Source organism: Mitsuaria sp. PDC51 (assembly GCF_900113225.1).
Taxonomy (GTDB): Bacteria; Pseudomonadota; Gammaproteobacteria; order Burkholderiales; family Burkholderiaceae_C; genus Roseateles.
In genome coordinates, this window is record NZ_FOZE01000001.1 from 2,676,171 (window position 1) to 2,700,502 (window position 24,332).

Annotated in this window: 19 protein-coding genes; 3 read left to right on the plus strand and 16 right to left on the minus strand. The window is 70.7% G+C overall.

Translation table 11 applies throughout. The annotated features are described in order from the left end of the window. Positions 1–11: 11 nt before the first annotated feature. A complete protein-coding gene (locus tag BM393_RS11195) occupies positions 12–551 on the minus strand; it encodes a TRAP transporter small permease (protein WP_091724836.1) in 540 nt (179 codons plus the stop codon). Continuing rightward, the gene (locus tag BM393_RS11200; RefSeq protein WP_091724837.1) at positions 548–1,042 is read right to left on the minus strand and encodes a gluconokinase; all 495 of its coding nucleotides are present in this window, start codon (positions 1,040–1,042) and stop codon (positions 548–550) included. The genes BM393_RS11195 and BM393_RS11200 overlap by 4 nt, the downstream gene beginning before the upstream one ends. A gap of 347 nt (positions 1,043–1,389) precedes the next feature. Between BM393_RS11200 and BM393_RS11205 the strand changes: the two genes are divergently transcribed. Next, positions 1,390–2,412 (plus strand): LacI family DNA-binding transcriptional regulator, encoded by a 1,023-nt coding sequence (locus BM393_RS11205; protein ID WP_091724838.1) that lies wholly within the window; start codon positions 1,390–1,392, stop codon positions 2,410–2,412. Positions 2,413–2,500: 88 nt separating this feature from the next. Here the strand turns inward: BM393_RS11205 and BM393_RS11210 are convergent, their stop codons facing one another. The 9 genes from BM393_RS11210 to surE all read right to left on the minus strand — a co-directional run bounded on the left by BM393_RS11210 (position 2,501) and on the right by surE (position 15,061). Then, the gene (locus tag BM393_RS11210) at positions 2,501–5,773 is read right to left on the minus strand and encodes an efflux RND transporter permease subunit (protein WP_091724839.1); all 3,273 of its coding nucleotides are present in this window, start codon (positions 5,771–5,773) and stop codon (positions 2,501–2,503) included. Between the two features lie 153 nt (positions 5,774–5,926). Beyond that, positions 5,927–7,081 (minus strand): efflux RND transporter periplasmic adaptor subunit, encoded by a 1,155-nt coding sequence (locus tag BM393_RS11215; RefSeq protein ID WP_091725350.1) that lies wholly within the window; start codon positions 7,079–7,081, stop codon positions 5,927–5,929. A 268-nt stretch (positions 7,082–7,349) separates the two neighbouring features. Then, on the minus strand, positions 7,350–8,579 hold the full coding sequence (locus BM393_RS11220; protein ID WP_091724840.1) for an MFS transporter: 1,230 nt from the start codon (positions 8,577–8,579) through the stop codon (positions 7,350–7,352). 56 nt (positions 8,580–8,635) lie between these two features. Then, entirely contained in the window at positions 8,636–9,745 is a 1,110-nt protein-coding gene (aroC, locus tag BM393_RS11225) for a chorismate synthase (RefSeq protein WP_091724841.1), read from the minus strand. 101 nt (positions 9,746–9,846) lie between these two features. Next, a complete protein-coding gene (gene rlmD / locus BM393_RS11230; protein WP_091724842.1) occupies positions 9,847–11,313 on the minus strand; it encodes a 23S rRNA (uracil(1939)-C(5))-methyltransferase RlmD in 1,467 nt (488 codons plus the stop codon). Between the two features lie 55 nt (positions 11,314–11,368). After that, the gene (gene rpoS, locus BM393_RS11235; RefSeq protein WP_091724843.1) at positions 11,369–12,502 is read right to left on the minus strand and encodes an RNA polymerase sigma factor RpoS; all 1,134 of its coding nucleotides are present in this window, start codon (positions 12,500–12,502) and stop codon (positions 11,369–11,371) included. A 24-nt stretch (positions 12,503–12,526) separates the two neighbouring features. Then, the gene (locus tag BM393_RS11240; RefSeq protein WP_091724844.1) at positions 12,527–13,408 is read right to left on the minus strand and encodes a peptidoglycan DD-metalloendopeptidase family protein; all 882 of its coding nucleotides are present in this window, start codon (positions 13,406–13,408) and stop codon (positions 12,527–12,529) included. 55 nt (positions 13,409–13,463) lie between these two features. Further along, positions 13,464–14,309 (minus strand): protein-L-isoaspartate(D-aspartate) O-methyltransferase, encoded by an 846-nt coding sequence (locus tag BM393_RS11245; protein WP_091724845.1) that lies wholly within the window; start codon positions 14,307–14,309, stop codon positions 13,464–13,466. Then, positions 14,306–15,061 (minus strand): 5'/3'-nucleotidase SurE, encoded by a 756-nt coding sequence (gene surE, locus BM393_RS11250; protein ID WP_091724846.1) that lies wholly within the window; start codon positions 15,059–15,061, stop codon positions 14,306–14,308. The genes BM393_RS11245 and surE overlap by 4 nt, the downstream gene beginning before the upstream one ends. Before the next feature lie 107 nt (positions 15,062–15,168). On the opposite strand from surE, the gene BM393_RS11255 reads away from it, so the two are divergent. Together BM393_RS11255 and BM393_RS11260 are read left to right on the plus strand one after the other, a co-directional pair. Beyond that, complete coding sequence (locus BM393_RS11255) at positions 15,169–16,146, plus strand: NADPH:quinone oxidoreductase family protein (protein WP_091724847.1); 978 nt, start codon at positions 15,169–15,171, stop codon at positions 16,144–16,146. An 82-nt stretch (positions 16,147–16,228) separates the two neighbouring features. Then, on the plus strand, positions 16,229–16,972 hold the full coding sequence (locus BM393_RS11260) for a response regulator transcription factor (protein WP_091724848.1): 744 nt from the start codon (positions 16,229–16,231) through the stop codon (positions 16,970–16,972). 43 nt (positions 16,973–17,015) lie between these two features. On the opposite strand, the gene BM393_RS11265 is transcribed toward BM393_RS11260, so the two are convergent. The 5 genes from BM393_RS11265 to BM393_RS11285 all read right to left on the minus strand — a co-directional run bounded on the left by BM393_RS11265 (position 17,016) and on the right by BM393_RS11285 (position 24,289). Next, positions 17,016–19,409: a TonB-dependent siderophore receptor gene (locus tag BM393_RS11265; RefSeq protein WP_091724849.1), complete on the minus strand. Its 2,394-nt coding sequence runs from the start codon at positions 19,407–19,409 to the stop codon at positions 17,016–17,018. Between the two features lie 85 nt (positions 19,410–19,494). After that, positions 19,495–19,920: a DUF1828 domain-containing protein gene (locus tag BM393_RS11270; RefSeq protein ID WP_091724850.1), complete on the minus strand. Its 426-nt coding sequence runs from the start codon at positions 19,918–19,920 to the stop codon at positions 19,495–19,497. A 117-nt stretch (positions 19,921–20,037) separates the two neighbouring features. Next, on the minus strand, positions 20,038–20,649 hold the full coding sequence (locus tag BM393_RS11275; protein WP_141225298.1) for a GNAT family N-acetyltransferase: 612 nt from the start codon (positions 20,647–20,649) through the stop codon (positions 20,038–20,040). A 56-nt stretch (positions 20,650–20,705) separates the two neighbouring features. Continuing rightward, the gene (locus tag BM393_RS11280) at positions 20,706–21,932 is read right to left on the minus strand and encodes an MFS transporter (protein WP_091724852.1); all 1,227 of its coding nucleotides are present in this window, start codon (positions 21,930–21,932) and stop codon (positions 20,706–20,708) included. 281 nt (positions 21,933–22,213) lie between these two features. Further along, on the minus strand, positions 22,214–24,289 hold the full coding sequence (locus tag BM393_RS11285) for a S9 family peptidase (RefSeq protein ID WP_175538288.1): 2,076 nt from the start codon (positions 24,287–24,289) through the stop codon (positions 22,214–22,216). Between the last annotated feature and the right edge of the window lie 43 nt (positions 24,290–24,332).

Below are 24,332 nucleotides of genomic sequence, written 5' to 3' on the forward strand. Positions count from 1 at the left end.
CTGCCCTGCCCTTACTCGACGTCCGACTCGTGCTCGAGGTCCAGCGGCTTGCCGCGGACCAGCTCCCAGGCCGCCATCGCCGCGATGGCGGCGCAGGACAGCAGCGCCGGCAGCGGCAGCAGCGCGGTCGGATAACCCAACACCACCGAGCGGCTGTCTATGCCGACGACCACCTGCTGCCAGGCGCCCCAGCCCACCAGGCCCGCCGCGGCGATGACCGCGCCGCGGATCACCCCGGTGACCGCCCGCAGCGCGCCGGGCTTGCCGCGCAGCGGCAGCAGCAGGCTGGTGAAGGCCATGTGCTCGCCCAGCGGGTAGGCGGCGGTGGCGCCGATGAAGACCATCCAGACGAAGAGCAGGCGCGACAGCTCCTCGCTGGCCGCGATGCCGCCGCCGAAGCCGTAGCGCAGCACGACGTTGACGAACACCGCCAGCGCCATCACGCCCAGGCACAGCGCCATCGCGGCCTCGCCGGCCAGGAGCAGGCGCGAGCGCGGCGCGGCGGCGTCCGCGCCGGCAGTGGACGAAGGATCGTGGTCGGACAGGCTCATGCGTCGGTCTCCTGGGAGGGGGGCACGGCGAGCAGCGCCAGCGCGCGCCCGACCTGCTCGTCCAGCGGCAGCGCCGCCGGCACGGTCACGACGCCCGGCTCGCCGGTCGGCGGCTCGAGCGTGGCGAACTGGCTGTCCACCAGCGTCGCCGAGAAGAAATGGCGGTCGGCCCGCGCCGCCACGCGCTGGAGCGCCAGCGGCTTGTCGATGTCCATGTAGACGAAGCGCACCGCTGGGCAGGCGGCGCGCAGCCGCTCACGGTAGGCGCGCTTGAGCGCCGAGCAGCTCAGCACCACCGGCGCCTGCGTGCGCAGCATCTGCCCGAGCTGGTCCAGCCAGCCCCAGCGGTCTTCGTCGGCCAGCGGCTGGCCGGCCTGCATCTTGGCGATGGAGGCCGGCGCGTGGTGCGCGTCGCCCTCGATGAAGCCCCAGCCCAGCGCGCGGGCCAGCGCCTCGCCGACGCTGGTCTTGCCGCAGCCCGCGACCCCCATGACGACAAGGGCCGTGGCCGGGATCGGGCCCGGGATCGAAGCAGCGGTGGCGGTCGGCGAAGTCATTGGATAGCGCTATCCCACTGGCTGAAAAGAGACGGCGAGCGGTGGTCCGGTATCGCCGTCGGTCCTCGTCACGCAAGGAAATTTCCCGGTCCGGCAGGCGCCATGGTGGGCCGTCCGACGGTTGGGATAGCGCTATCTTAGGTGGTGCATCCAGGCACCAGGAGAGGGATTACGCGTAGTTTCGGGGCGCGTCGATCGATGCGCGGCCGCGGTTCGCCGGGCCACAGGCCTCGGGTCCGACCCGGCTGGCGACGCAGGGGGATAGCGCTATCCTCCCGCCGATGAACCCGCCCTCCTCCAAACGCCGCCGCGCCACCGGCCGGGCCACGCTGCAAGACGTCGCCCTGGCCGCCGGCGTGAGCCCGATCACCGCCTCGCGCGCGCTGCGCGGCGAGCGCAGCGTGGCGGCGGAGCTGGTGCAGCGCGTCACCGCGGCCGTCGCCCAGCTCGGCTACGTGCCGGATCCGGCGGCCCGGGCGCTGGCATCCTCGCGCAGCAACCAGGTGGTGGTGCTGATCCCGCTGCTGTCGAACGCGCTGTTCGTCGACCTGCTGGACGCGGCGCAGCGCACGCTGCTGGCCGCCGGCTACCAGAGCCTGATCGGCGTGACCCACTACCACCCCGAGGAAGAAGAGGCGCTGCTGCGCACCTACCTGATGAACCGCCCGGCGGGGCTGCTGGTCACCGGCTTCGACCGCACCGACGCGGCCCGGGCGCTGATCCACGGCAGCGGCGTGCCCTGCGTCCACGTGATGGAGAACCGCGGCGAGCCGGGGCTGTATTCGGTCGGCTTCTCGCAGCAGGCGGCCGGTCACGCGATGACGGCCGAGCTGATGCGGCGCGGCTATCGCCGCATCGCCTTCGCCGCGGCGCAGCTGGACCCGCGCACGCTGCAGCGCACGCAGGGTTATCGGGAAGCGCTGGGCGCCGCGCACGATCCGGCGCTGGAGTTCATGGACGCGGCGCCGTCGTCGTTCGCGCTCGGCGCGGCGATGTTCGAGCGCGTCCTGCAGGTCGTGCCCGATGTCGACGCGATCTTCTTCAACAACGACGACCTGGCCCAGGGCGCGCTGCTGCAGGCGCTGCGGCTGGGCATCGCGGTGCCCGAGCGCGTCGCCGTCGCCGGCTTCAACGACCTCACCGGCGGCGGCCAGATGCTGCCGCCGCTGAGCACCGTGCGCACGCCTCGCGGCGAGATCGGCCTGGAGGCCGCGCGCATGCTGGTCGCGCTGATGCGCAACGAAGCGGTCCCCGAGCCCTGCCTGGACCTGGGCTTCGAGCTGGTCCTGCGCGAGAGCTGCTAGGCGCCGCCATGAACGACAACGCCGGATCGTTGCCGATCCGGCGTCCGTGCCACCGACGACGGGCGCCTGGCCCGTTGCGCGTGCGGCCTCAGTCGGCGATGCCTGGCGTCGGCGTGCCTGGGCCGATCGCCGGGCTTGCCGGGCGGTCGTCCGCCGTGGCGTCGAGGTCCGCATCGGACGGCGTCGACGTCGCCGCGAAGGTCTTGCGGCCCTTCACCAGGTAGGAATAGATCACCGGCACCACGACCAGCGTCAGGATCGTCGAGGTGATCACGCCGCCGATGATCGCGCGGCCCATCGGCGCCTGGATCTCGCCGCCCTCGTTGAGCGCGATCGCCATCGGCAGCATGCCGAACACCATCGCCGCGGTCGTCATGATGATGGGCCGCATCCGCGTCAGGCCGGCCTGCAGCAGCGCCTCCGGCACCGACAGACCCTGATCCTTGCGCGCATGGTTGGCGAAGTCCACCAGCAGGATCGCGTTCTTGGTCACCAGGCCCATCAGCATCACCAGGCCGATCATCGAGAACACGTTCAGCGTGGTCTTCCACAGCAGCAGCGCCAGCATCACCCCGATCATCGCCAGCGGCAGCGAGGCCATGATGGCGATCGGCTGCACGAAGCTGCCGAACTGGCTGGCCAGCACGATGTAGATGAAGATCAGCGCCAGCCCCATCGCGATCAGCAGGCCGTTGAAGGCCTCCGCCTGCTGCTTGCCGTCGCCGTCGACCATGAAGCTGATGCCCGGCGGCAGCTGCGTCTCCTTGATCAGCTTCTGCACGTCGGCGTTGACGTCGCCGCCGGGGCGGCCCTGCACGCCGGCGTAGACGGCCTCGCGGCGCTGCAGGTTCTGGCGACGGATCACCTCGGGGTTGAACACCGGCTCGATGGTCGCGACCTGCTCCAGCGCGATCGGCGAACCGTCGCGGGCGAAGGCCACCGGCAGGTTGCGCATCTGCTCGATGCTCTGGCGCTGCGCCTTGGGCAGGCGCAGCAGCACCTCGACCTGGTTGCCGTCGGGCGTGGTCCAGTAGGTCGCGATGTCGCCGTTGACGTAGGCCCGCAGCGAGGACGCCACCTGCACCGCGTTCAGCCCCAGCTCGCGCACCGCCGAGTCCTTGAGCTTGACCGCGTAGGCCGGCAGCCCCGGCTTGACCGTGGTGTCCACGTCCACCGCGCCCTTGATCTTCTTGACCTTCTCGGCGAAGTCCTTGGCCACCTGGGTCAGCACTTCCGGATCGGAACCGAGGATGGTCACCCACACCGGACGGTTGAAACCGACGCTGACCTCGACGCCGGGGATGCGCGCGATCTCGGCGCGGATCGCGTCCTCCACCTGCATCTGGGTGCGCTTGCGCAGCTTGCGGTCGACCAGCGCGATGTCCAGGTTGGCCTGGTTGCGGCCGGTGGCCATGCCCTCCCCGCTGCTGCCCACGACGGTCGCGACGGTCTTGATCTCGGGGAAGGTGGCCAGGATCTCCTCGACCTGGCGCACCTTGGCCTCGCCGCGCTCCAGGCTGGTCGCCACCGGCATGCGCAGCGTCAGGTGGGTGAAGCCCTGGTCGATCTGCGGCTGGAACTCGCTGCCCACCGCCGGCACCAGCAGCAGGGCCAGCACGAAGCTGCCGACGCCCGAGCCGGTCACGATGCCGCGCGGCGTGATGGTGGCCAGCCGCAGGCGGCGCGGCGCGCTCGTCAGGCGCTGGCCGTCCGGCCCGAACGGGCGACCGAAGGCCGGCAGCGGCGGCACCAGCATCCGGTAGCGGCGGCCGGAGAACACCCAGCGCAGCGTCTTCTCGTAGACGTCGTGGAGCAGGTCCATGCCGCGGTCGGTCGCGCGCACCAGGTGGCCGATGACCGGCACCTTCTTGATGTAGGTGCTCGGCGGATCGGGCCAGACCGAGGACAGCATCGGGTCCAGCGTGAAGCTGACGAACAGCGACACCAGCACCGCCACCGCGACGGTGATGCCGAAGGGATAGAAGAACTTGCCGACGATGCCGCCCATGAAGGCGACCGGCACGAACACCGCGCAGATCGCGAAGGTCGTGGCCATCACCGCCAGGCCGATCTCGTTGGTGCCGTCCTCGGCCGCGCGGTGGTGGTCCTTACCCATGCCGACGTGGCGCACGATGTTCTCGCGCACGACGATGGCGTCGTCGATCAGCAGGCCGATGCACAGGCTCAGCGCCATCATCGTCATGAAGTTCAGCGTGAAGCCGAAGGCATAGATCGCGATGAAGCTGGAGATCACCGAGATCGGCAGCGTCAGCCCGGTGATGATGGTCGAGCGCCAGCTGTGCAGGAACAGGAACACGATGGCGATGGTCAGCAGCGCGCCCTCGATCAGCGTGTGGCGCAGGCCGTCCAGCGAGTGCTTCACGAAGTCGCTGTTGACGTAGACCAGCCGCAGCTCCATGTCCTTGGGCAGCGTCTTGCGCATCTCCTCGACCGCCGCCTTGACCGCCTCGCCGGTGGCGACGATGTTGGCGTCCTGCTGCTTGAAGATGTTGAAGGTGACGGCGGGCTGGCCGTTGATGCGGGCGATGCTGTCGAGCTCGCGCTCGCGCTCGCTGAGCGTGCCGAGGTCACCCAGCGTCAGCGGCAGGTCGCCGCGGCGGCCGACAACGACATTGGCGAATTCCTTCGGATCCTTGACCTTGCCCTCGACGCGCAGCATCGCGTCATCGAAGCGGTTGGAGATCAGGCCCACCGGCGCGTCGGTGTTGGCGGCGTTGAGCGCCGCCGAGATCTGCGCCGGCGTGATGTTGAAGGCGCGCAAGCGAGTCGGGTCCAGGTCGATGCGGACCTCGCGCACCGCCATGCCGCCGACGTCCACCTTGGCCACGCCCTCGACGCGCCCCAGCCGCTTGGAGACGGTCAGGTCGGCCATCATCGACAGCTCGCGCAGCGTGCGGTCCGGGCTCATCAGCGCGGCCACGATGATGGGCTGCGCGTTCTCGGTCTGGAAACGCTGCACCATCGGCGGCTTCACGTCGCGCGGAAACTGCGCCTGGGCCTGCGCCACGCGGTCGCGGATCTCCTGCATGCCGCGGTTCATGTCGGCGTTCAGCGAGAACTCGACCGAGGCCTGCATCCGGCCCTCGAAGCTGCGCGACTGCACCCGCTCCACGCCGGCGATGGTGTTGAGCGCCTCCTCGAGCGGCTTGGCCACCTCGCGCTCCACCGCCTCGGGCGAGGCGCCCGGGTACTGGATGTCGATCTGGGCACCGGGGAAGGTGATGTCGGGCGACTGCTCGACGCCCAGCTTGGAATAGGCGACCAGCCCCAGCACGCACAACGCGACCATGACCATGGTGGCGAAGACGGGGTTGCGGATCGAGACACGGGTCATCCACATGGGAAGCTCCCTTCGAGGGTTCGGTTCGGTCGTGGCCGGTCGGGCCGGTCGGGCCAGGCAGACGCGCGCGGCACGGGCGGTCGGCCGTTCTTGTCGTTCTTTCCGCCAGGCCCCGGGCGCGGCAGCGCCGCCGCCGCTGGGCCCGGGCGGCGATTACTGGGTGGTCGCGCCGCTCGCGGCGACGCTGGCCATGCTGGCCTTGGGCGCGCGGATCTCGGCGCGCTCGCCTTCCTTGAGGTTGTCGAAGCGCGCGCCCAGCACCTGCGACTGCGGCGTCACGCCGGCCAGGATCTCCACGCGCCCTTCGCGCGGATCGCGCCGGCCGGTGGTCACGATGCGGCGCACCAGCATGCCTTTCTCGATCAACCAGACATGTTCCTGGCCGGACACCGCGCCCACCGCGGTGGACGGCACCGTCAGGCGCGGCTTGTCGTCGGGCAGCTCGACGCGGGCGACGGCGTACTGGCCGGCACGGAAACGCTCGCCGGTGTTGTCCAGCGTCAGCGTCACGCCGATCGAGCGGGTGCCGGGCTCGGCGGCCGGCGCGATGCGGGCGATGCGGGCCGTCACCGGCTCATCGCTGCCCTCCACCTTGACCTGCACCGTCATGCCGGGCGAGAGCTTGCCCACCTCGTGCGTGCCGACCAGGCCGGCGAGCTCCAGCTTGGACAGGTCGACGATGGTCAGCACCTGCTGCTCCGCGGCGACCTTCTCGCCGGGCAGCGTGTGCCGCTTGGCGACGATGCCGTCGATCGGCGAGATCAGCGCGGCCTGGCGCAGCAGGACCTCGCTGGTGCCGAGCTGCGCCTGCGCGGACAGCATTTGGCCGCGCGCGGACTCGAGCTGCGCGCGGGAGTTGTCCAGCGCCGTCGGCGCGATGAAGTTCTGCGAGGCCAGGCCCTGGTTGGCCTTGTACTGGCGCTCGGACTGCTCATACATGGCGCGGGCCGATTCGACGCTGGCATTGCGCTCGGCCACCTTGTGGCGCAGTTCCTCCAGGTCCAGCTGGCCCAGCGACTGGCCGGCCTTGACCCGGCTGCCCTCGCCCACCGTCAGGCGGTCCAGGCTGCCCGAGGCCTTGGCGCGGACGATCACGGTATTGGGCGCGACCAGCGGGCCGGAGAACTCGATCAGGCCCGGCATCGGCGCCATCGTCGGCTTGATGACCTCGCCCGCCTGGAACTCCAGGGCCGGCTTGGCCGCGTCCTTCTTCGCCGCCGGAGCGCTGCTCCCGCTCGTGGCGTACACGCCGGCGCCGCCCGCCAGGACGGCCACCGCCACGCCACCCAACCACCATTGCTTGCGCATGATCTCCCCCATCCGTCGACACGGGATCACCGGTTCGATGATCCTTGAATGCGGCGGAGTGTAGGAATCCCCAAATTGATGCGGGAGACAGACGCGACGAACTGCTGTTTGTGCGTCATGGCCTGCTTATCTCTGGGACTGAAATCGGCCGTCTCAACGACAAATTGCTAGTCGGAGCGACGAAAGCACAGAAGGAGGCGATGGCGCTCGATTGCCTTTTGGCTTTCAGAACCGGCGAGGCCATAGCGCCGGACCAGGCGGGCGGCGCTCAGGCCGGCTGCAGCGGATCGCGCTTCGCGCAGCGCCAATGACAGACCGCACCGACGAGCGCGAAGGCCGACGCGGCCCAGAAGCAGGCCGCGTAGCCATGACTTTCGGCGAGCCAGGCGCCGCCCAGGCTGCCCAGCACGCCCGAGACCCCGTAGCCCAGCACCGCGTACAGCGCCTGGCCGCGGCCCTGCAGCCGGCCGGGGAAATAGCGCCCGATCAGGCCGATGCAGGCGGTGTGCTGCGCGGCGAAGGTGACCGCGTGGCAGCACTGGAGCAGGACCATCGCCACGAGGCTCGCGCCCAGCCCGGCGGTGCCGGCCAGCCGGAACGCCGCCAGCAGCGCCGCGACGATGAGCCAGTGATGCAGGTGCTGCTGCCGGACCCAGCGGCCCTGGAAGGCGAACCAGGCGATCTCCGCCGCGACCGACACCGCCCACAGCGCGCCCACCTGCCCCTTCCCGTAACCGAGCCGGTCCAGGTAGAGGCTGTAGAAGGCGTAGATGGCGGTGTGCGCCAGCACGGTGAAGAACATGCCGAGGAAGAACCAGCCGACTTCCGGTCGGCGCAGCGTGGCGGCGATGGAGACCGGCGCGGCCGCGTCGTGCTGGACGGCGGCTCTCCGCGGCAGCCGCCAGGCGGCGATCACCAGCGTCGTGAGCCCCGCGACGATGGTCCACGGGAACACCGCCATGCCGGCCGCGTCGAACCACCAGCCGCCGCCGACGACGGTCGCCAGGAAGCCGACCGAACCCCACAACCGCACCCGGCCGTAGCGCTTCGGATCCATGCCGCCGCTGGTGGCCAGCTCATGCGCGATCAGCGCCTCGTTGAGCGGCGTCACGCAGGCGTTGAAGAAGTACATCAGGAACACGACCAGCGTCAGCCCGAGCACCGACGCGCCGCTGCCGCTCGGCGACACCAGCAGCAGGCCGCAGGCGCTGATCCAGCAGGCGAGCGCCGCGGCCCGGATCAGCTCGACGCGCCGGCCGCTGCGGTCGGCCACCAGGCCCCACAGGTAGGGCGCGAACAGCCGGGTCCAGCTCTGCATCGACACCAGCAGCCCGATCGCCACCACCGGCAGGCCGAGCGACTTGTACCAAAGTGGCGCGAATGGGTTGAACAGGCCGATGCTGCCGTAATAGGCGCAGCCGAGGAGCGCGCTCGCGCGCAGCACGCGGGCGCCGTCCGGCGTCGCCGGGACGGCCGACGGGGCGATGGATCGGGCCATGAGGCAGTCGGGGGGACGGACGGGGACCGCGCCGGCGTGCAGGCGCGGTCGCGGCTTCAGCCCGCGTCAGAGCGATGCGCGGCGATCGCAGGGATGGGCAGCTCGACGTCGCCGCACTGCGCGCGGTCCATCAGCACGTGGTCCATGACGACCAGCGCCAGCATCGCCTCGGCGATCGGCGTCGCGCGGATGCCGACGCAGGGATCGTGGCGGCCGAAGGTCTCGACCGTCGTGGGCTCGCCGGCGCGGTTGATGGATGCCTTGGGCGTGCGGATGGAGCTGGTGGGCTTGATCGCGATCGACACGCGCAGGTCCTGGCCGCTGGAGATGCCGCCCAGCACGCCGCCGGCGTTGTTGCTGGCGAAGCCCGCCGGCGTCAGCTCGTCGCCATGCTGGCTGCCGCGCTGGCGCACGCTGTCGAAGCCGGCACCGATCTCGACGCCCTTGACCGCGTTGATGCCCATCATCGCGTAGGCGATGTCGGCATCGAGCTTGTCGAACAGCGGCTGGCCCAGGCCGGCCGGCATGCCGGTGGCCTCGACCATCAGCTTCGCGCCGACCGAGTCGCCGTCCTTGCGCAGCGCATCCATGTAGTCCTCCAGCGCCTGGATCTGCGAGGCGTTGGCGGCGAAGAAGGGGTTCTGGCCGACGTGCTCCCAGCCCTCGAAGGCCAGGTCGATCTCGCCCAGCGCCGTCATGCAGCCGCGGAACCGGACGCCCAGTTCCTGCTTCAGCCATTTGCGGGCGACGGCGCCGGCGGCCACCATCGGCGCGGTCAGCCGGGCCGACGAGCGCCCGCCGCCACGCGGGTCGCGCAGGCCGTACTTGCGCCAGTAGGTGTAATCGGCGTGGCCGGGGCGGAAGGTGTCGAGGATGTTCCCGTAGTCCTTGCTGCGCTGGTCCACATTGCGGATCAGCAGGCAGATCGGCGTGCCGGTGGTCAGGCCCTCGTAGACGCCGGACAGGATCTCGACCTGGTCGGGCTCCTGCCGCTGAGTAACGTGGCGCGAGGTGCCCGGGCGGCGGCGGTCCAGCTCGGGCTGGATGTCCTCGACCGACAGCGCCAGCCCGGGCGGGCAGCCGTCGATCACGCAGCCGATGGCCGGGCCGTGACTCTCGCCGAAGTTGGTGACGCGAAACAAGCTGCCGAAAGTGCTGCCGGACATCTGGAGAACCTGCCGAGGCGAGAAACCGAAGCTGCCGATTCTACGAGCGCGCCCCGGGCCGACGACTCACCCTGCGCCCGCTCCGCCCACCGCCAGCCTCATCAAGCGATGAAGCCAGCGCTCGGCGGCGGCGAGGCGTCGCCCTGCGCCGCGGTCCGGGCCTGGGCCTGGGCCTGCGCTTGCGCTTGCGCCTGCGCCTGCGGATCGCGCTCGAAGACGGCGATCGATTCCACGTGCGCCGTGTGCGGGAACATGTTCACCGCGCCGGCCTGCACGCAGCGGTAGCCGGCGACGTTGACCAGCAGCCCCGCGTCGCGCGCCAGCGTGGCCGGCGCGCAGGACACGTAGACGATGCGCTCGGGCGGCGTCCAGCCGGGTGCCAGCGACGGGTCCTGGACCAGGTCCGCCAGCGCCTTGACCAGCGCGAAGGCGCCTTCGCGCGGCGGATCGATCAGCCAGCGGTCGGCGGCGCCGTCGGCCACCAGCAGCTGCGGGGTCATCTCGAACAGGTTGCGCGCGACGAAGCTGGCCTTGTGGTCGAGCGCATTGCGCTTGGCGTTCTCCCGCGAGCGCTGCACCAGCGCCTCGCTGCCCTCGATGCCGAGGACCTCGCGCGCCTGCGTCGCCAGCGGCAGGGTGAAGTTGCCCAGGCCGCAGAACCAGTCGATGACGCGCTCGCCGGCCTGCACGCCCAGCAGGCGCAGCGCGCGGCCGACCAGCACCGTGTTGATGTGGTGGTTGACCTGGGTGAAGTCGGTCGGCTTGAACGGCATCACGACGCCGAACTCCGGCAGCGTGTAGGCCAGCTCCGGTCCGTCCGTATCGAGCAGGTGCACCGTCTCCGGCCCCTTGGGCTGCAGCCACCACTGCACGCCGTGCTCGGCGGCGAAGGCGCGCAGCCGGGCAACGTCGCCCGCGCTCAGCGGCTCCAGGTGACGCAGCACCAGCGCGATCACCTGCGTGCCGCCGTTGTCGCCGATGGCCAGCTCGATCTGCGGCAGGCGGTCACGGCCGTCCATCGCGCCGATCAGCTCGCGCAGCGGCAGCAGCATCGCGCTGACCTTCTCGGGCAGCACCTTGCAGACCTGCATGTCGGCGATGTAGCGGCTCTTGCGCTCATGGAAGCCGACCAGCACGTGGCCCTTCTTCGGCACGTAGCGCACCGACAGGCGGGCGCGATAGCGGTAGCCGGTGGCCGGTCCCTCGATCGGGCGCAGCAGCGCCTCGGCCTTGACCTTGCCGAGGTGCCACAGGTTGTCCTCGAGCACACGCTGCTTGACCGCCACCTGGGCGCCGGGATGCAGGTGCTGCATCTTGCAGCCGCCGCAGGCGCCGGCGTGCAGCCCGAAATGCGGGCAGACCGGTCGCACCCGCTGCGCGCTCTCGCGGCGCATCGCGACCATCGCGGCCTGCTCCCAGTTGTTCTTCTTGCGGCCGACGGCGACCTGGACTTCTTCGCCGGGCAAGGCGCCCTCGATGAACACGACCTTGCCTTCGCTGTTGTGGGCGACGCCCTGCGCTTCAAGGTCCAGCGACTCGACCTTCAGCCATTCCGATACATCAGTCATGGGCGCGCATTATCCCAGCGACGTCCGGCGCGGGCGTCACGGCGAGCGCCGCGAATCAGAAGATCGAATCCCGGCTGATGCCCTGCCGCATCATGTTGCGCTTGAGCTTGGCCAGCGCCTCGATCTGGATCTGCCGGATGCGCTCGCGGGTCAGGCCCAGCCGCACGGCGAGGATGTCCAGCGTCTCCGGCTCGCGGTCGGCCAGGCCGTAGCGGCCGGCGAGCACCTCGCGCTCGCGGTCGCTCAGCGAGGCCAGCCCGCTCTTGAGCAGGTCCTCGAGCTCATGGCTGAGCCGGTGGCCCGCCGGGTCGACCGCCTGCTCGTCGGCGACCAGGTCCAGCATCGATTCGCCGCCGTCGCCATTGCGGTCCACCGGCGAATCGAGCGAGCTGGGCAGTTCCGCATAGGCGAGCAGCTCGGCGATCTCGTCGACCGGGCGACCGAGCGCTTGCGCGACATCCTCGGCGCGCACCGCACCTTCGCCGCCGCGCTGCGCCGCGAGCGCCTCCAGCGCGCGGCGCGCCTTCAGCACCTGATTGAGCTCGCGCACGATATGCACCGGCAGCCGCACCAGCCGCGCCTGATGCATCAGCGCGCGCTCCACCGCCTGGCGGATCCACCAGCTGGCGTAGGTCGAGAAACGGAAACCGCGCTCGGGCTCGAACTTGCCGATCGCGTGCATCAGGCCGAGATTGCCTTCCTCGATGAGGTCGCTCATCGGCAGGCCGCGGCCCAGGTAGTTCTTGGCGATGCTGACGACCAGCCGCAGGTTGTGCTCGATCATCGCCTGGCGTGCCTCGAAGTCGCCGGCGCGCGCCTTGACGGCGGTGTCGTACTCCTCCTGAGGCGTCAGCAGCGGGGTGCGCCGGATGTCGCGCAGGTAGGCCTGCAGGGCGTTGGTCGCGTCGCCGTCGGCGGGACCCAGGTCGCCCTTGCCGTTCCTGGACTTGCTCTTGCCGTCCTCGGACTCGGCGCTGCGCAGCGCGCGGACTTCATCGTCCTCGTCGGCCACGACCTCGGGACTGTCCGCCGCATCGCCCTCGGCCGGCGCGGCGGCGTCATGGTCGTCAGCCGGCTCGGCGGACTCGGCCGCCAGCTCGGGCGGCAATCTGAAACGGCCTGGATGACCGGGGCGGTCCAGGCCGTCGGGCGAGAGTCCATCTGACGAAGAGGCGCGTTGCAAGGTCATGTTGCGGCGCCTCCTTGAGCGCCCTCAGCGCGCGGGCAACAGCTTCGACGGATCGATCGGCTTGCCCTGCTTGCGCACCTCGAAGTGCAGCTTCACCGAATCCGCGTCGCTGCTGCCCATCTCGGCGATCTTCTGGCCCTTGCGCACCACCTGGTCTTCCTTCACCAGCAACGTCTGGTTATGCGCGTAGGCCGTCAGATAGTTCGTGCTGTGCTTGATGATGATCATGTTGCCGTATCCGCGCAACCCCGCGCCCGCGTACATCACGCGGCCATCGGCGGCGGCGAACACCGGGTCGCCGGGCTTGCCGGAGAACGCCAGGCCCTTGTTGCGGACTTCGTCGAAGCCCGCGGCCACCGGGCCGGAAGCGGGCCAGCCCCAGCTGATGTCGTCGTCGTCGCGGGTGGCGGGTGCGGGCGTCGCGGCGGCGGTGGCGGGCGCCGAGGCGGCGGACGCGCTGCCCGTCGCCGGAGCCGGGGACTTGCCATCCAGCGGCCGGGTCTCGACTTTCGAGCTCGCCAGCGGCTTGGTCGTCACCGCGGCCGGATCCACGCCCGGGGGCGCCACGCGCAAGACCTGACCCACTTCGATCAGGTTGGGGTTGTCCATGCCGTTCCAGCGCGCCACGTCCTTCCAGCCCTGGCCGTTGTCCATGGCGATGCGGATCAGCGTGTCGCCGGGCTTGACGGTGTAGTAGCCGGGCTTGCCGGCGTTCTCGGCGCCGGGCAGCGGTTTCGATTCCGGCGCGGGCGTCACCGCGGTGCCCGGGATCGCGGACTGCGCGGACGCGCCCTTGCCGACGGCGCGGTCCTCCACCGGCGCGCGATGCGGTGTGTTCTGGCAGCCCGTGAGCGCCAGCACCACCACGGAGACCCAAAGCAGCGGAGAACGGAAGAGATGTTGCATGCGCGCGTGTTTGTCGTTGCGAAAGCCGAAGCGCGGGAGCCGTGAGGCTGCCGCGCTACAGGACCCCCGATTTTAGGGGCACGAACAGGACCGCTTCGTGCAGGCTGCGCACGAAGCGCGAGCCCGCCGCGTCACGGACGTGGTCGATGAGCACCAGCACCTGGCCGCGGCCGCTGGGCGCGGTCATCGGCGCGACCAGCCGGCCGCCCGGCGCGAGCTGGTCCAGCCAGGCCTTGGGGATGTCGTCGCCGCCGGCGGCCGAGATGATGCTGTCGTAGGGCGCGGACGGCGGATGGCCCAGCATGCCGTCGCCGTAGACCAGCCGTACCTGGTGGTGGCCGACCAGGTTCGCGCGGGCCTTGTCGTGCAGCGGCCGCAGCCGCTCGACCGACACGACCTGTTTCGACACTTGCATCAGCAGCGCCGCCTGGTAGCCGCAGCCGGTGCCGATTTCCAGCACCTTGCCGAGATGTCCGCGCTGGCGCGCGCCCGGCGCGTCCAGCATCAGCGCCATCATCCGGCCGACGACCGACGGCTTGGAGATGGTCTGGCCGTGCCCGATCGGCAGGCTGGTGTCCTCATAGGCCTGCGTCGCCAGCGCGGAGTCGACGAAGGCATGCCGGTGCACCGTCGCCAGCGCCTGCAGCACGCGCTCGTCCGTCAGGCCTTCGCGGCGCAGCCGGTCCACCATGCGCTGGCGCACGCCGGCGGAGTCCAGCCCCAGGCCGATCGGCGTCGTCTGCCGCGCCTTGATGGCGGCGGCCTGCTGCCAGTGGCCCTGCGGCTTGAGCGGCTCGCGGGCCTCGGCGGCCGCGGCCGCGGACGGCGCGCCCGGGCGCGCCGGGGCGAGCTTGTCCAGCGACAGCGGGAAGCGCTTGGGCCGGGGCGGCAGCGAGGTCATGGACGGCCGGCGGTCTGCAGCCGCTGGCGCCAGTCGTCCAGCGTCGCGTGTTCGGTGAGGTCGACCTGCAGCGGCGTGATCGAGACGGCGCCGTTGCCGGTGGCGTGGAAGTCGGTGCCCTCGCCGGCCTCGCGCTCGGCGCCGGCCGGGCCGATCCAGTAGATCATGTCGCCGCGCGGGCTGCGCTGCTGGATGGTGGCCTCGCTGGCGTGGCGGCGGCCCAGGCGCGTGATGCGGCGCGGCAGCGCGGCGGCGTCGGCGCGGTTGGGGATGTTCACGCTCAGCAGGAAGGGCCGGTCCAGTCCGCCGGCGATCACGTCCTGGACCAGCGCCCGCACCACGGCGGTCGCGGCGTCGAGGTGGTCCCAGCCCTTCTCGACCTGCGAGAACGCGATCGAGGGCACGCCGAACAGGTAGCCCTCTGTGGCCGCGGCGACGGTGCCGGAATACAGCGTGTCGTCGCCCATGTTGGCGCCGTTGTTGATGCCCGAGAGCACCAGGTCGGGCTTGTAGTCGAGCAGGCCGGTCAGCGCCAGGTGGACGCAGTCGGACGGCGTGCCGTTGACGTAGCGATAGCCGTTGGACGCCGTGTAGACCGACAGCGGCCGGTGCAGCGTGAGCGAGTTGGACGTGCCGCTGGCGTTCTGCTCGGGGGCGATGACTTCCACCGTGCCGAGCCCTTCGCACGCGCGGACCAGGGCGGCGATACCGGGGGCCAGGTAGCCGTCGTCGTTGGCGATGAGGATGCGCATGGGGCGGCATTGTAGGCAGGCCGTCACCCCGGCGACGCGGGCCGCGCGGCGCGCTGCCTATCATGCGCCCCGACCCTCCACCGGAGGCCTGGACAAGGAGACGAGAGATGAAGGCTTGGCTGTGCGAGAACCCCGTCGGCGTCGAGGCGCTGCAATGGAAGGACCTGCAGTCTCCCACGCCCGGGCCGGGCCAGCTGAAGGTGGCGATCAAGGCGGCGAGCCTGAACTTCCCCGACCTGCTGATCATCCAGAACAAGTACCAGATGAAGCCGCCGCTGCCCTTCGTGCCGGGCACCGAGTTCGCCGGCATCGTCGAGGCGGTGGGCGACGGCGTGAGCGGCTTCAAGCCAGGCGACGCGGTGGCGGCGTTCACCGGCACGGGCGGCTTCGGCACCGAGGCGCTGGTCCCGGCCGCGCTGGCCATGCCGCTGCCGCCGGGTTTCCCCTTCGAGGACGCGGCCGCCTTCATCTGCACCTATGCGACCAGCCACCATGCGCTGATCGACCGCGCCGCGCTGCAGCCGGGCGAAACGGTGCTGATCCTGGGCGCGGCCGGCGGCGTCGGCACGGCGGCGATCCAGATCGCCAAGGCGGCGGGCGCACGCGTGATCGCGGCGGCCTCGTCCGACGAGAAATGCGCGCGTTGCCGGGAGATCGGCGCCGATGCCACCATCAACTACACCCAGGGCTCGCTGCGCGACGAGATCAAGGCCCACACCGAGGGCCGCGGCCCCGACGTCATCTACGACCCGGTCGGCGGCGACCTGGCCGAAGCGGCCTTCCGCTCGATCGCCTGGCGCGGCCGCTACATGGTGGTGGGTTTCGCCCAGGGCGCCATCCCGGCGCTGCCGCTGAACCTGGCCCTGCTCAAGGGTGCGTCACTGGTGGGCGTGTTCTGGGGAGAGTTCGCCAAGCGCGAACCCAAGCGCAACGCCGCGATGATGGCGACCCTGGCGCAGTGGTATGCCGCCGGCAAGATCCGGCCGGTGATCGACCAGGTGCTGCCGATGACGTCGCTGCCGCAGGCCTTCGAGCGCATGGCCTCGCGGCAGGTGGTGGGCAAGCTGGTCGTCGTCAACGGCTGACCGCCCGTCGACACCCTGTTTCACGGGGCATGCAAGCCGGGGGGCCGCTGCTAGGATGCGGGCAGCTTTTGCTCCCCACACCATGGCCGTCAAAGTTCTCATCGTCGAAGACAACCCCGTCGCCCGCAGCTTCCTGTGCCGCGTGGTGCGTGAAAGCTTCAGCGATGGCATGGAGATCACCGAGGCCGGCGACCTGGAAGGCGCCCGCCGGCAACTCGCCAAGGTCGAGAGCGACGGCAGCGCCGGCAACGGCTACAAGCTGATCCTGATCGACCTGGAGCTGCCGGACGGCAACGGCATGGAGTTCCTGGGCGAGCTGTCCGGCAAGCCTGCGGTCAAGATCGTCACGACGCTGTACTCGGACGACGACCACCTCTTCCCGGCCCTGCAGCGCGGCGCGGACGGCTACCTGCTGAAGGAAGACCGTTTCGAGGTGCTGGTCGAGGAACTGCAGCGCATCGTGCGCGGCCAGCCGCCGCTGTCGCCGGCGATCGCGCGGCGGCTGCTGTCGCATTTCCGGCCGGGCTCCACCGGCGATTCGGGGCCGATGGGACTGAACTCCGGCTTCGGCAGCCTGACCTCGACGGCCACGCCCAGCGGGCGCGGCGTGACGCTGGATCCGGTGCCCGAATGGGAACGCCTGACCCCGCGCGAGAACGAGGTGCTGACCTACCTCAGCAAGGGTTTCACGATCAAGGAGATCGCGAACCTGATGGGCATCAAGTGGTTCACCGTCAACGACCACATCAAGTCCATCTACAAGAAGCTCAACGTCTCCAGCCGCGCCGAGGCGGCCGTGCTGGCGAGCAAGCAGGGGTTGGTCTGAGGCCCGCGGCCGGCGCTCGCCGGCCGGTTCCGCGCCAGGTGGATCACCACCGATAACCCACCTTCGCGTAGTACTGCCGCCCATTGAAGCCGAAGGGCGAGAACTGGTTGTAGGCCAGGATCCCGCCGATGGCATTGGCGGCGATGACCCGGTCCGGATAGCGGTCGGTGAGGTTGTCGACACCCGCGCTGACCTGCCAGGCGCCCTGCTCCCATCCCGCCGACACGTCCAGCAGCCAGGCCGCGCCGAAGGTCTGGTCGTTCGCCGCGCTGGACTGGCGGATGACGAAACTGCCGTAGCGGCTGGCGGCCACGCGGCCGCTCCACGGTCCCCAGCGGTGTTCCGCGCTCGCCACCAGCTTGTCCTTGGGCGAGCCGACGGTCGCCCGCGCCAGCGTCACACGATCGATCAGCGTCAGGTTGTTGGCGCTCAGCAGCGCCGGGTTGTCGTCGACATGGCGCACCGAATTCCTGTTGTGGTTGTAGGCCAGCGTGTACTGGCCGCGGCCGGCACGGCCCCAGTCCTGCTGCCAGGTGCTCACGACATCGACACCGCGGGTGCGCGTATCCAGCGCGTTGGTGAAGTAGCGCCCGGCGCTCACCAGCACGCCCTGCGCGGCCAGCTGGTCCCGCAGCGCGGTCGGCAACGAGAGGTTGGCCGACAGCAGGATGCGGTCGTCGATGTCGATCTGGTAGACGTCCACTGTGGTCTGCCACTGCGCCAGCGGCTGCAGCAGCAGGCCCAGGCTGAGGTTGCGGGACTTCTCCGGCTTCAGCGGCTTCGCGCCCAGGGCCGCGGCGGCAGCGGACTCGACCGGGAAGGTGCCCGCTTCCACCAGCGCGCCGTTGATCAGATTGGTCGAGGTGGTGGCGAAGAACCGCTGCGCCAGCGACGGCGCGCGGAAGCCGGTGGACACGGTGCCGCGCAGCGCCACGGCCGGCGACCAGGCATAACGGCCCGACAACTTGGCCGAACTCGCGCCGCCGAAGTCGTCGTAATGCTCGGCCCGCAGCGCGGCCGAGGCGCTGAAGGCCTGCGTCACCCGGCCTTCCAGGCTGGCATAGGCCGCCACGTCGCGGCGCGCATGCGCGCCGGCATTGCCAGGCTGGAAGCCGGGGAAACCGGACGCGCCGCCGCTCTGGTACGACGCGGGCTCGCCGGCGTCGATCTCGTAGCGCTCGCGGCGAGCCTCCGCGCCCAGGGCCAGCGTCCAGGGCGCGGCCAGGCCGAGGTCGATTTCGCGCGAGAGATCCAGGTTGAGCACTGTCTGCTGGTTGCTCAGCCGGCCCGCGTCGAAGCGCGTCGGGCTGGCATTGCCCAGCGAGTAGTTCGCGGTGTCGGTGACGTCGATGTCGAAGCGGTTGCGGCCATGGTTGAGGCTCGCGTCCCAGGACCAGCCGGCGAGTTCGCCCCGCACGCCGGCGATCAGGCCGACGTCGACCGTGGTGCTGCGCTGCAGCGGAAGGAAGCCCTCGGGATACAGGTCGGCGACGTCGTTGGCCACCGCGGTGGCGCGGGTGCGCCAGAAGGCGGCGGACACCGTGTCGCGATGGCTGAGCGTGGCGACGGCATAGGCCTGCAGCGCGCCGGCCAGCGGCAGCTCGGCGTTCAGCACGGCGGCCTGCTGATGGCTGTCCGGATCGCCGAGCCGGTTGTTGACCTGCCCGAAACGCGGTTCGCTCGCCGCCTCGCGGGTGTCGACGCCGGCGCGGTTGGTGCGCTGCTGATGGCGGTTCTCGAGCGCGAAGCGGATCCATCCGTCCGGCCCCAGGGCGAATCCGGCGCTGGCGGATTCGGTGTGCCGCAAGCCGTCGCCGGCATCGGTCTGGCCGAGCTCGGCATTGACGCCGCCGCCGCGCGCGCCCTTCTTCAGGACGATGTTGATGACGCCGGCGATCGCGTCGGACCCGTACTGCGCCGCGGCGCCGTCGCGCAGCACCTCGATGCGCTCGATCGCGGCCAGCGGAATGGTGTTCAGGTCCACCGGCGCGGCCCCCCGCCCCTGCGTGCCGTTGATGTTGACCACCGCGGTGGTGTGGCGGCGCTTGCCGTCGATCAGCACCAGCGTCTGGTCGGGCGAGAGCCCGCGCAACTGGGCGGGCCGCACCGCGTCGGAGGCGTCGGTCAGCGACGGGCGCGGGAAGTTCAGCGAGGGCAGCAACTGCCCGAGCGCTGTCGCAAGCTCGGTGGTCCCGGTGCGCTGCAGGTCCGCGGCGCTGAGGACGTCGACAGGCGACTCGGACTCGGCGACCGTGCGATTGACGCGGCGCGTGCCGGTGACGACGACCTGCTGGAGCTGATCCGCCGATGCCGCCGCCGAAGGCAACGAGCTTTGAGCATGCACCGACGGCGCGAAGCTGGCGATGGCGGCGAGCGCGACGACGCTCAACGGGATGGCGTGGCGGTACGGCGAAGGAAATGGCGAGCGAAGGACCATGGGGCTTTCAAGGATTCATCGATCAAGACAGTGCCGTAGCCTGCGTGAGCCGGCATGCCCGGACAAAGAAGCTCGGCGCAGATGCTCATGCGGAGGGAGTACTCGACAGTGCGAAATCGCGGCCGCGGCTTCTAAGTCCTAAATCTTCCAGCCGGCAAATGCACCGCCCCAACCGGAACAAGCCTCGCACCAGATCATTGACGCCAACGGCGACGACCAGCTCTCCGTCGTGATCCGAGACACCGCACTCTCGAAGCACCCGCTGAAAGTGCTCGCCACATGAGCCGCTGAGAAGCTCCGTCAAATCGTTCTCGTAGCTGAGGCGCATCAGCGTGTTGGCCGAGTCGCTCAATCGCCAGCCTTCGTTCTCCCGTGCGACATGGATGACAGGGCAATCTCCGTCCCGCCCTTCGAAAGGCAGGGACACCGCAAACTGCCCCCTTCGCTCGACGACGTTCACCTCCCGATAGAACATCGCGAACAGCTGTTGCTCAAAATCGCCTGGTTCCATTGACCACGCCCTCGCTTCACCTGAGACCGAAGCCCAGTCTAGGCACGCCCTAGCAGGTCGATTTCAAGCGAGTTGGCATGAACGCAACGCTTCACAGCGCGCCGGCCGGACTGCCGCTCACGCCACCGGCCGCTGCGTCTCCCCCCACCCCGGATTGATCAACGCGAAGGTCTCGTGGTCGCGCCACGCGCCGTCGATGAACAGGTAGCGCGGGCTGAAACCCTCGCGCCGGAAGCCCAGGCGTTCCAGCACGCGGCGGCTGCGCGCGTTCTCGGGCCTCACCGACGCCTGCACCCGATGCAGCGACACCGCCGGCCCGAAGGCCTGGTCGAGCAGGCACTTCAGCGCCTCCTGCATCAGGCCGCCGCCGACGCAGCCCTGGTCCAGGCTGTAGCCCAGCATCGCGCTCTGGAACACGCCCCGCACCACGTCGGAGAGCGCGCACTGGCCGATCACGCGATCCGGCGCCTCGTGCAGCGACAACCAGAAGCGCCAGATCGTGCCGGCCTCGAAACCGGCCTCCTCGCGCGCCAGGCGGGCCCGCGTGGGCTCCAGGTCCCAATGATCGGCCGGCCGCGTCGGGTCCCAGCGCGCAAAGTGCGCGGCATTGCGGGACTGGTAATCGATGATGGCCTCGGCCATCGCGGGCGCCGAGGCGCGCATCAGCAGGCGCGCGGTGCGCAGCCGCTTGAGCGGCGATCCGGCTTGGGGCTGGGATTCGGACGACATGCCGCGACTGTAGGGCTTCGCACCGCGGTCCTCACCGCGAAGCCAGCGACCCAGGCTCAGCGCGGCGGCGTTGCCGGCGTTGCCGCGTTTCGCGCCGGAATCCACACGCCCAGCAGCCCCGCCGCCAGCAGCGCCAGCCCGCCGGTGACCGCGATGCCGCCGGCCAGCGACGCGGTCGCCACCAGCGCCGAGAGCAAGGCCGGGCCGCAGGAGCCGCCCAGGTCCGAGAGGAAGCGCCACACCGCGAGGAAGTAGGCGCGGCCGTGGCGCGGGGCGTGGTCGGCGCCCAGCGTCATGATCAAGCCCGACCCGATGCCGTTGCCCAGGCCGATCGCCGTCGCGGCGGCCAGCAGCGAGACGAAACCGGTGCTGAACGGCATCGCCAGCAGGGCCAGGCCGATGAGGGCCATCGACGGCACCGCCACCCAGCGCCGGCCCTTGAGGTCCATCACGCGTCCGGCCGGATAGAACAGCAGCATCTCGATGCCGCCGGAGATGCCGTAGATCAGCGAAGTCACCGCCGGCGCCAGCAGCAGGTGGTCCGCCCACAGCGGGATCACCGCCTGGCGCGAGGCCCGCACCGCGCTGACCAGCAGCACGCCCAGCCCCAGCGTCAGGAACACGCGGCGGTGGTCGGCCAGGATGGTGACGAGCGTGACCGGCGCCGGCGCGCTCGCGCCCGCGAGGTGCGGCGGCAGCTCCAGGTCGGGCAACCGCGCGCCAATGGCCGCCGCCGCCAGGACGCCGGCGATGCCCACGCCAAAGGCCGCAGACAGCCCGAAGGCATGGACCGCCGCGGCCGACAGGAAGGGACCGATGAACATGCCGATGCGCATCACGCCACCCAGCGTCGACAGCGCCCGCGCGCGATAGACGGCCGGCACCGCCTCGGTGAGGTAGCTCTGGCGCGCCAGGTTGTAGACCGCCTGCGACATGCCCACCATGAAGCAGCCGATCGCCAGCGGCACCACGCCCGGCAGCAGCACGCACAGCGCCATGCCGAGCGCGCTCCACACGCCGGCCGCCACGATGGCCCAGCGCTCGCCCCAGCGCATCGTGATCAGCGAGGCCGGGATGTTGTTGAGCAGCGAGCCCAGCCCGATCAGCGTCACCACGAAGGCCGCCATCGACACCGACGCGCCCAGCTCGCGCGCCATCAGCGGCACGATCGGCAGGATAGCGCCCTCCCCCAGGCCGAACAGCAGCGACGGCCCGAAGGCCGGCACCGCGATCCGTCGGAACGAGAAGCTTGCGGCGGGATCGGCGCTGGGGGTGGGCGGCATGGCGGGGACAGGCTGCGAGGTCCGGGACGACGATAAGCGAGGTCGGTCCGCACCGATGCCGCCACTCGCCCGTCCCGCGCCGGCCGCCCGGACATCGCACAGCCCTGCGCACCGAGGGCCACGCCAATGGCCATGGACTGGCCGATGGCTTCGCCTACGACGACGTCGGCAGCTTCAGCCCCTCGCCGCACACGAACGCGCCGACGACGGTGACCTACACCATCGGCTGGTAAGCCGCGCCGCGCGGGCACCGGCCTCGCCTCCCGGCGAGGCCGGGCGCCTCACTGCGCGCTGGTCGGGGTCGCGGGATCCTTCGTGGCGAGGTGCTTGGCGAGGAAGCGCTCCATCCGCCCGAAGAAGTCGACGTCCGTGGCCAGCATGCGCCAGCCGTGGCCTTCCCCGTTGTAGGTGACGTACTCGACGTCCTTGTGGCCGGCCCGCTCGAGCGCGCGGCGGAAGTCGGTCGCGTGGTCGATCGGCACGCGGCGATCGTCGATGCCGTGGGCGATCAGGACCGGCGCCTTCAGGTCGGCCGCGCGGCGCAGCGGCGAGGTGCGCCGCAGCCGCTCGGCCTCCTTGACGCGGTCGCCGATCATCGCGGTCATGCCGAAACGGCGCGAAGCATCGCTCGCGTCGCTCCAGTCCAGGGTGAAGAGGTAGTCGAGGTCGGTCACGCCGGCCCAGCTCACGCCGCAGCGGTACTGCCCCGGGTCCTTGATGAGCGCCATCATCGACGCGTAGCCGCCGTAGCTCGCGCCCGCGATGCAGACCCGCTTCGGATCGACCAGACCCTGCTTGACGGCCCAGGCCAGCGCATCGCTGAGGTCGTCGATCATCCCCTCGCCCCATTGCCGCCAGCCGGCGCGGAAGAGCCGGTCGCCATAGCCGCTGCTGCCGCGGAACTCGGGTTCGATCACGACATAACCGCGCGAGGCCAGGAACTGCGGCAAGGCGTTCCAGCCCCAGGAGGTGCCGCGCACGAAGGGCCCGCCGTGCACCAGCATGACGGCCGGACGCGGGCCGGCCGCGGCACCGCGGGGCTTGGTGACCATCACCGGGAATTCGAGCCCGTCACGGGCGCGCACGCGCGACAGGTCGACCTGCGCCATCTCCGCGGCGCGGATCCACGGCCGCGCGGCGCCGAAGGCCAGCAGCTTGTGGGTCCCCTGGTCGTAGAGGAAGTACTCCGGCGGCTGCGTGTCCGACATCGAGGTCACCATCACCCGCCCCGTCTTGAGGCAGCGCCGGCAGGCCAGCCGGTTGATGCGGCCCGGCAGCGCGCCGTCGACCTCGGCCTGCATGCGCTTGAGCGTCGGGTCGAACCAGTGCGTCGACGGCGCGTCGTTTTCATAGTGCAGGCCCAGCAGGCGCCGGCTCTCGGCGTCGAAGACCGCCTCGCCCTGGAAGTCGTAGCCCTGCACCGAGACCAGCGGCTCGTCCTCCTGCTTCAGCGTCTTGGGATCGATGCGGTACAGCGCCTGCGTGCCCGCCGGCGTGCCGGCCACCACCAGGCGCAGGCCGCGGCCGTCGGAGGCCAGCGGCTCCGCCGTGGGCGAGTTGACCCAGTCGCCGGACTGCGCCAGCGTCCAGGCGCCCTCGGCCGTCTTGAAGTACAGCGCCTCGCGGTCCTCGTCATGGGTCTGCAGCGCCCAGGGCTCGCCGCCGGGGTCGAGTTCCCAGCGGACCACGTTGGGCGGCGACTTGGCCTCCAGCGTCCGGCGTTGCTGCGTCTCGATGTTCAGGCGAGCCAGCTGGACCGACTTCAGGTCCCAGCGCGCGTCGTAACGGCCGTAGCCGACGATGACCTCACCGCTGTCGTCATCGGGCACGTCATAGAGGAACCATTCGAAGGGCAGCGCGCGCGTGATGATGCGCGACTCGAGCCGGCTCTCCTGCGCGTAGCGCGTCAGGATCAGCTGCCGGCGCTCGCTGCCGTCGCGCTTGACGGTCCACAGGCCGGCGCTGTTCCCGTCGCGCCGCCTGCCGGCCTCGTCCTTGCCGGAGGTGTAGACCAGCCGGTCGCTGCCCACCCAGTCGAAGAAGGCGATGTCGGAGTCGGTGAAGCTGGCCACCACCGTGATGCGGTTGCCCTGGTCCGGCTCGATCACCGCGAGCGCGCTGCGTTCGCTCTCCGAGTTGCTGACGATCATCGCGACCGCGCGGCCGTCCGGCGACAGCTTGGGGCGACGCACCTGCGGGTCGCGGAAGAAGTCGGCGATCGGCGGTGGTGAGGCGGCCGTCGTGGCCGCCGTGGCCTGCCCTGCGGGCGCGCCTTGCGCCGTTCCCATCAGGCCCAGCGCGGCCAGCGCGCACAGGCTCGCCCAGGCGGTCAGCCGCCCTGCGCGAATTCGATTCATCCCTCGCTCCCTGAAACAAGAATGGTGTGGTTCGTGTCCCCGC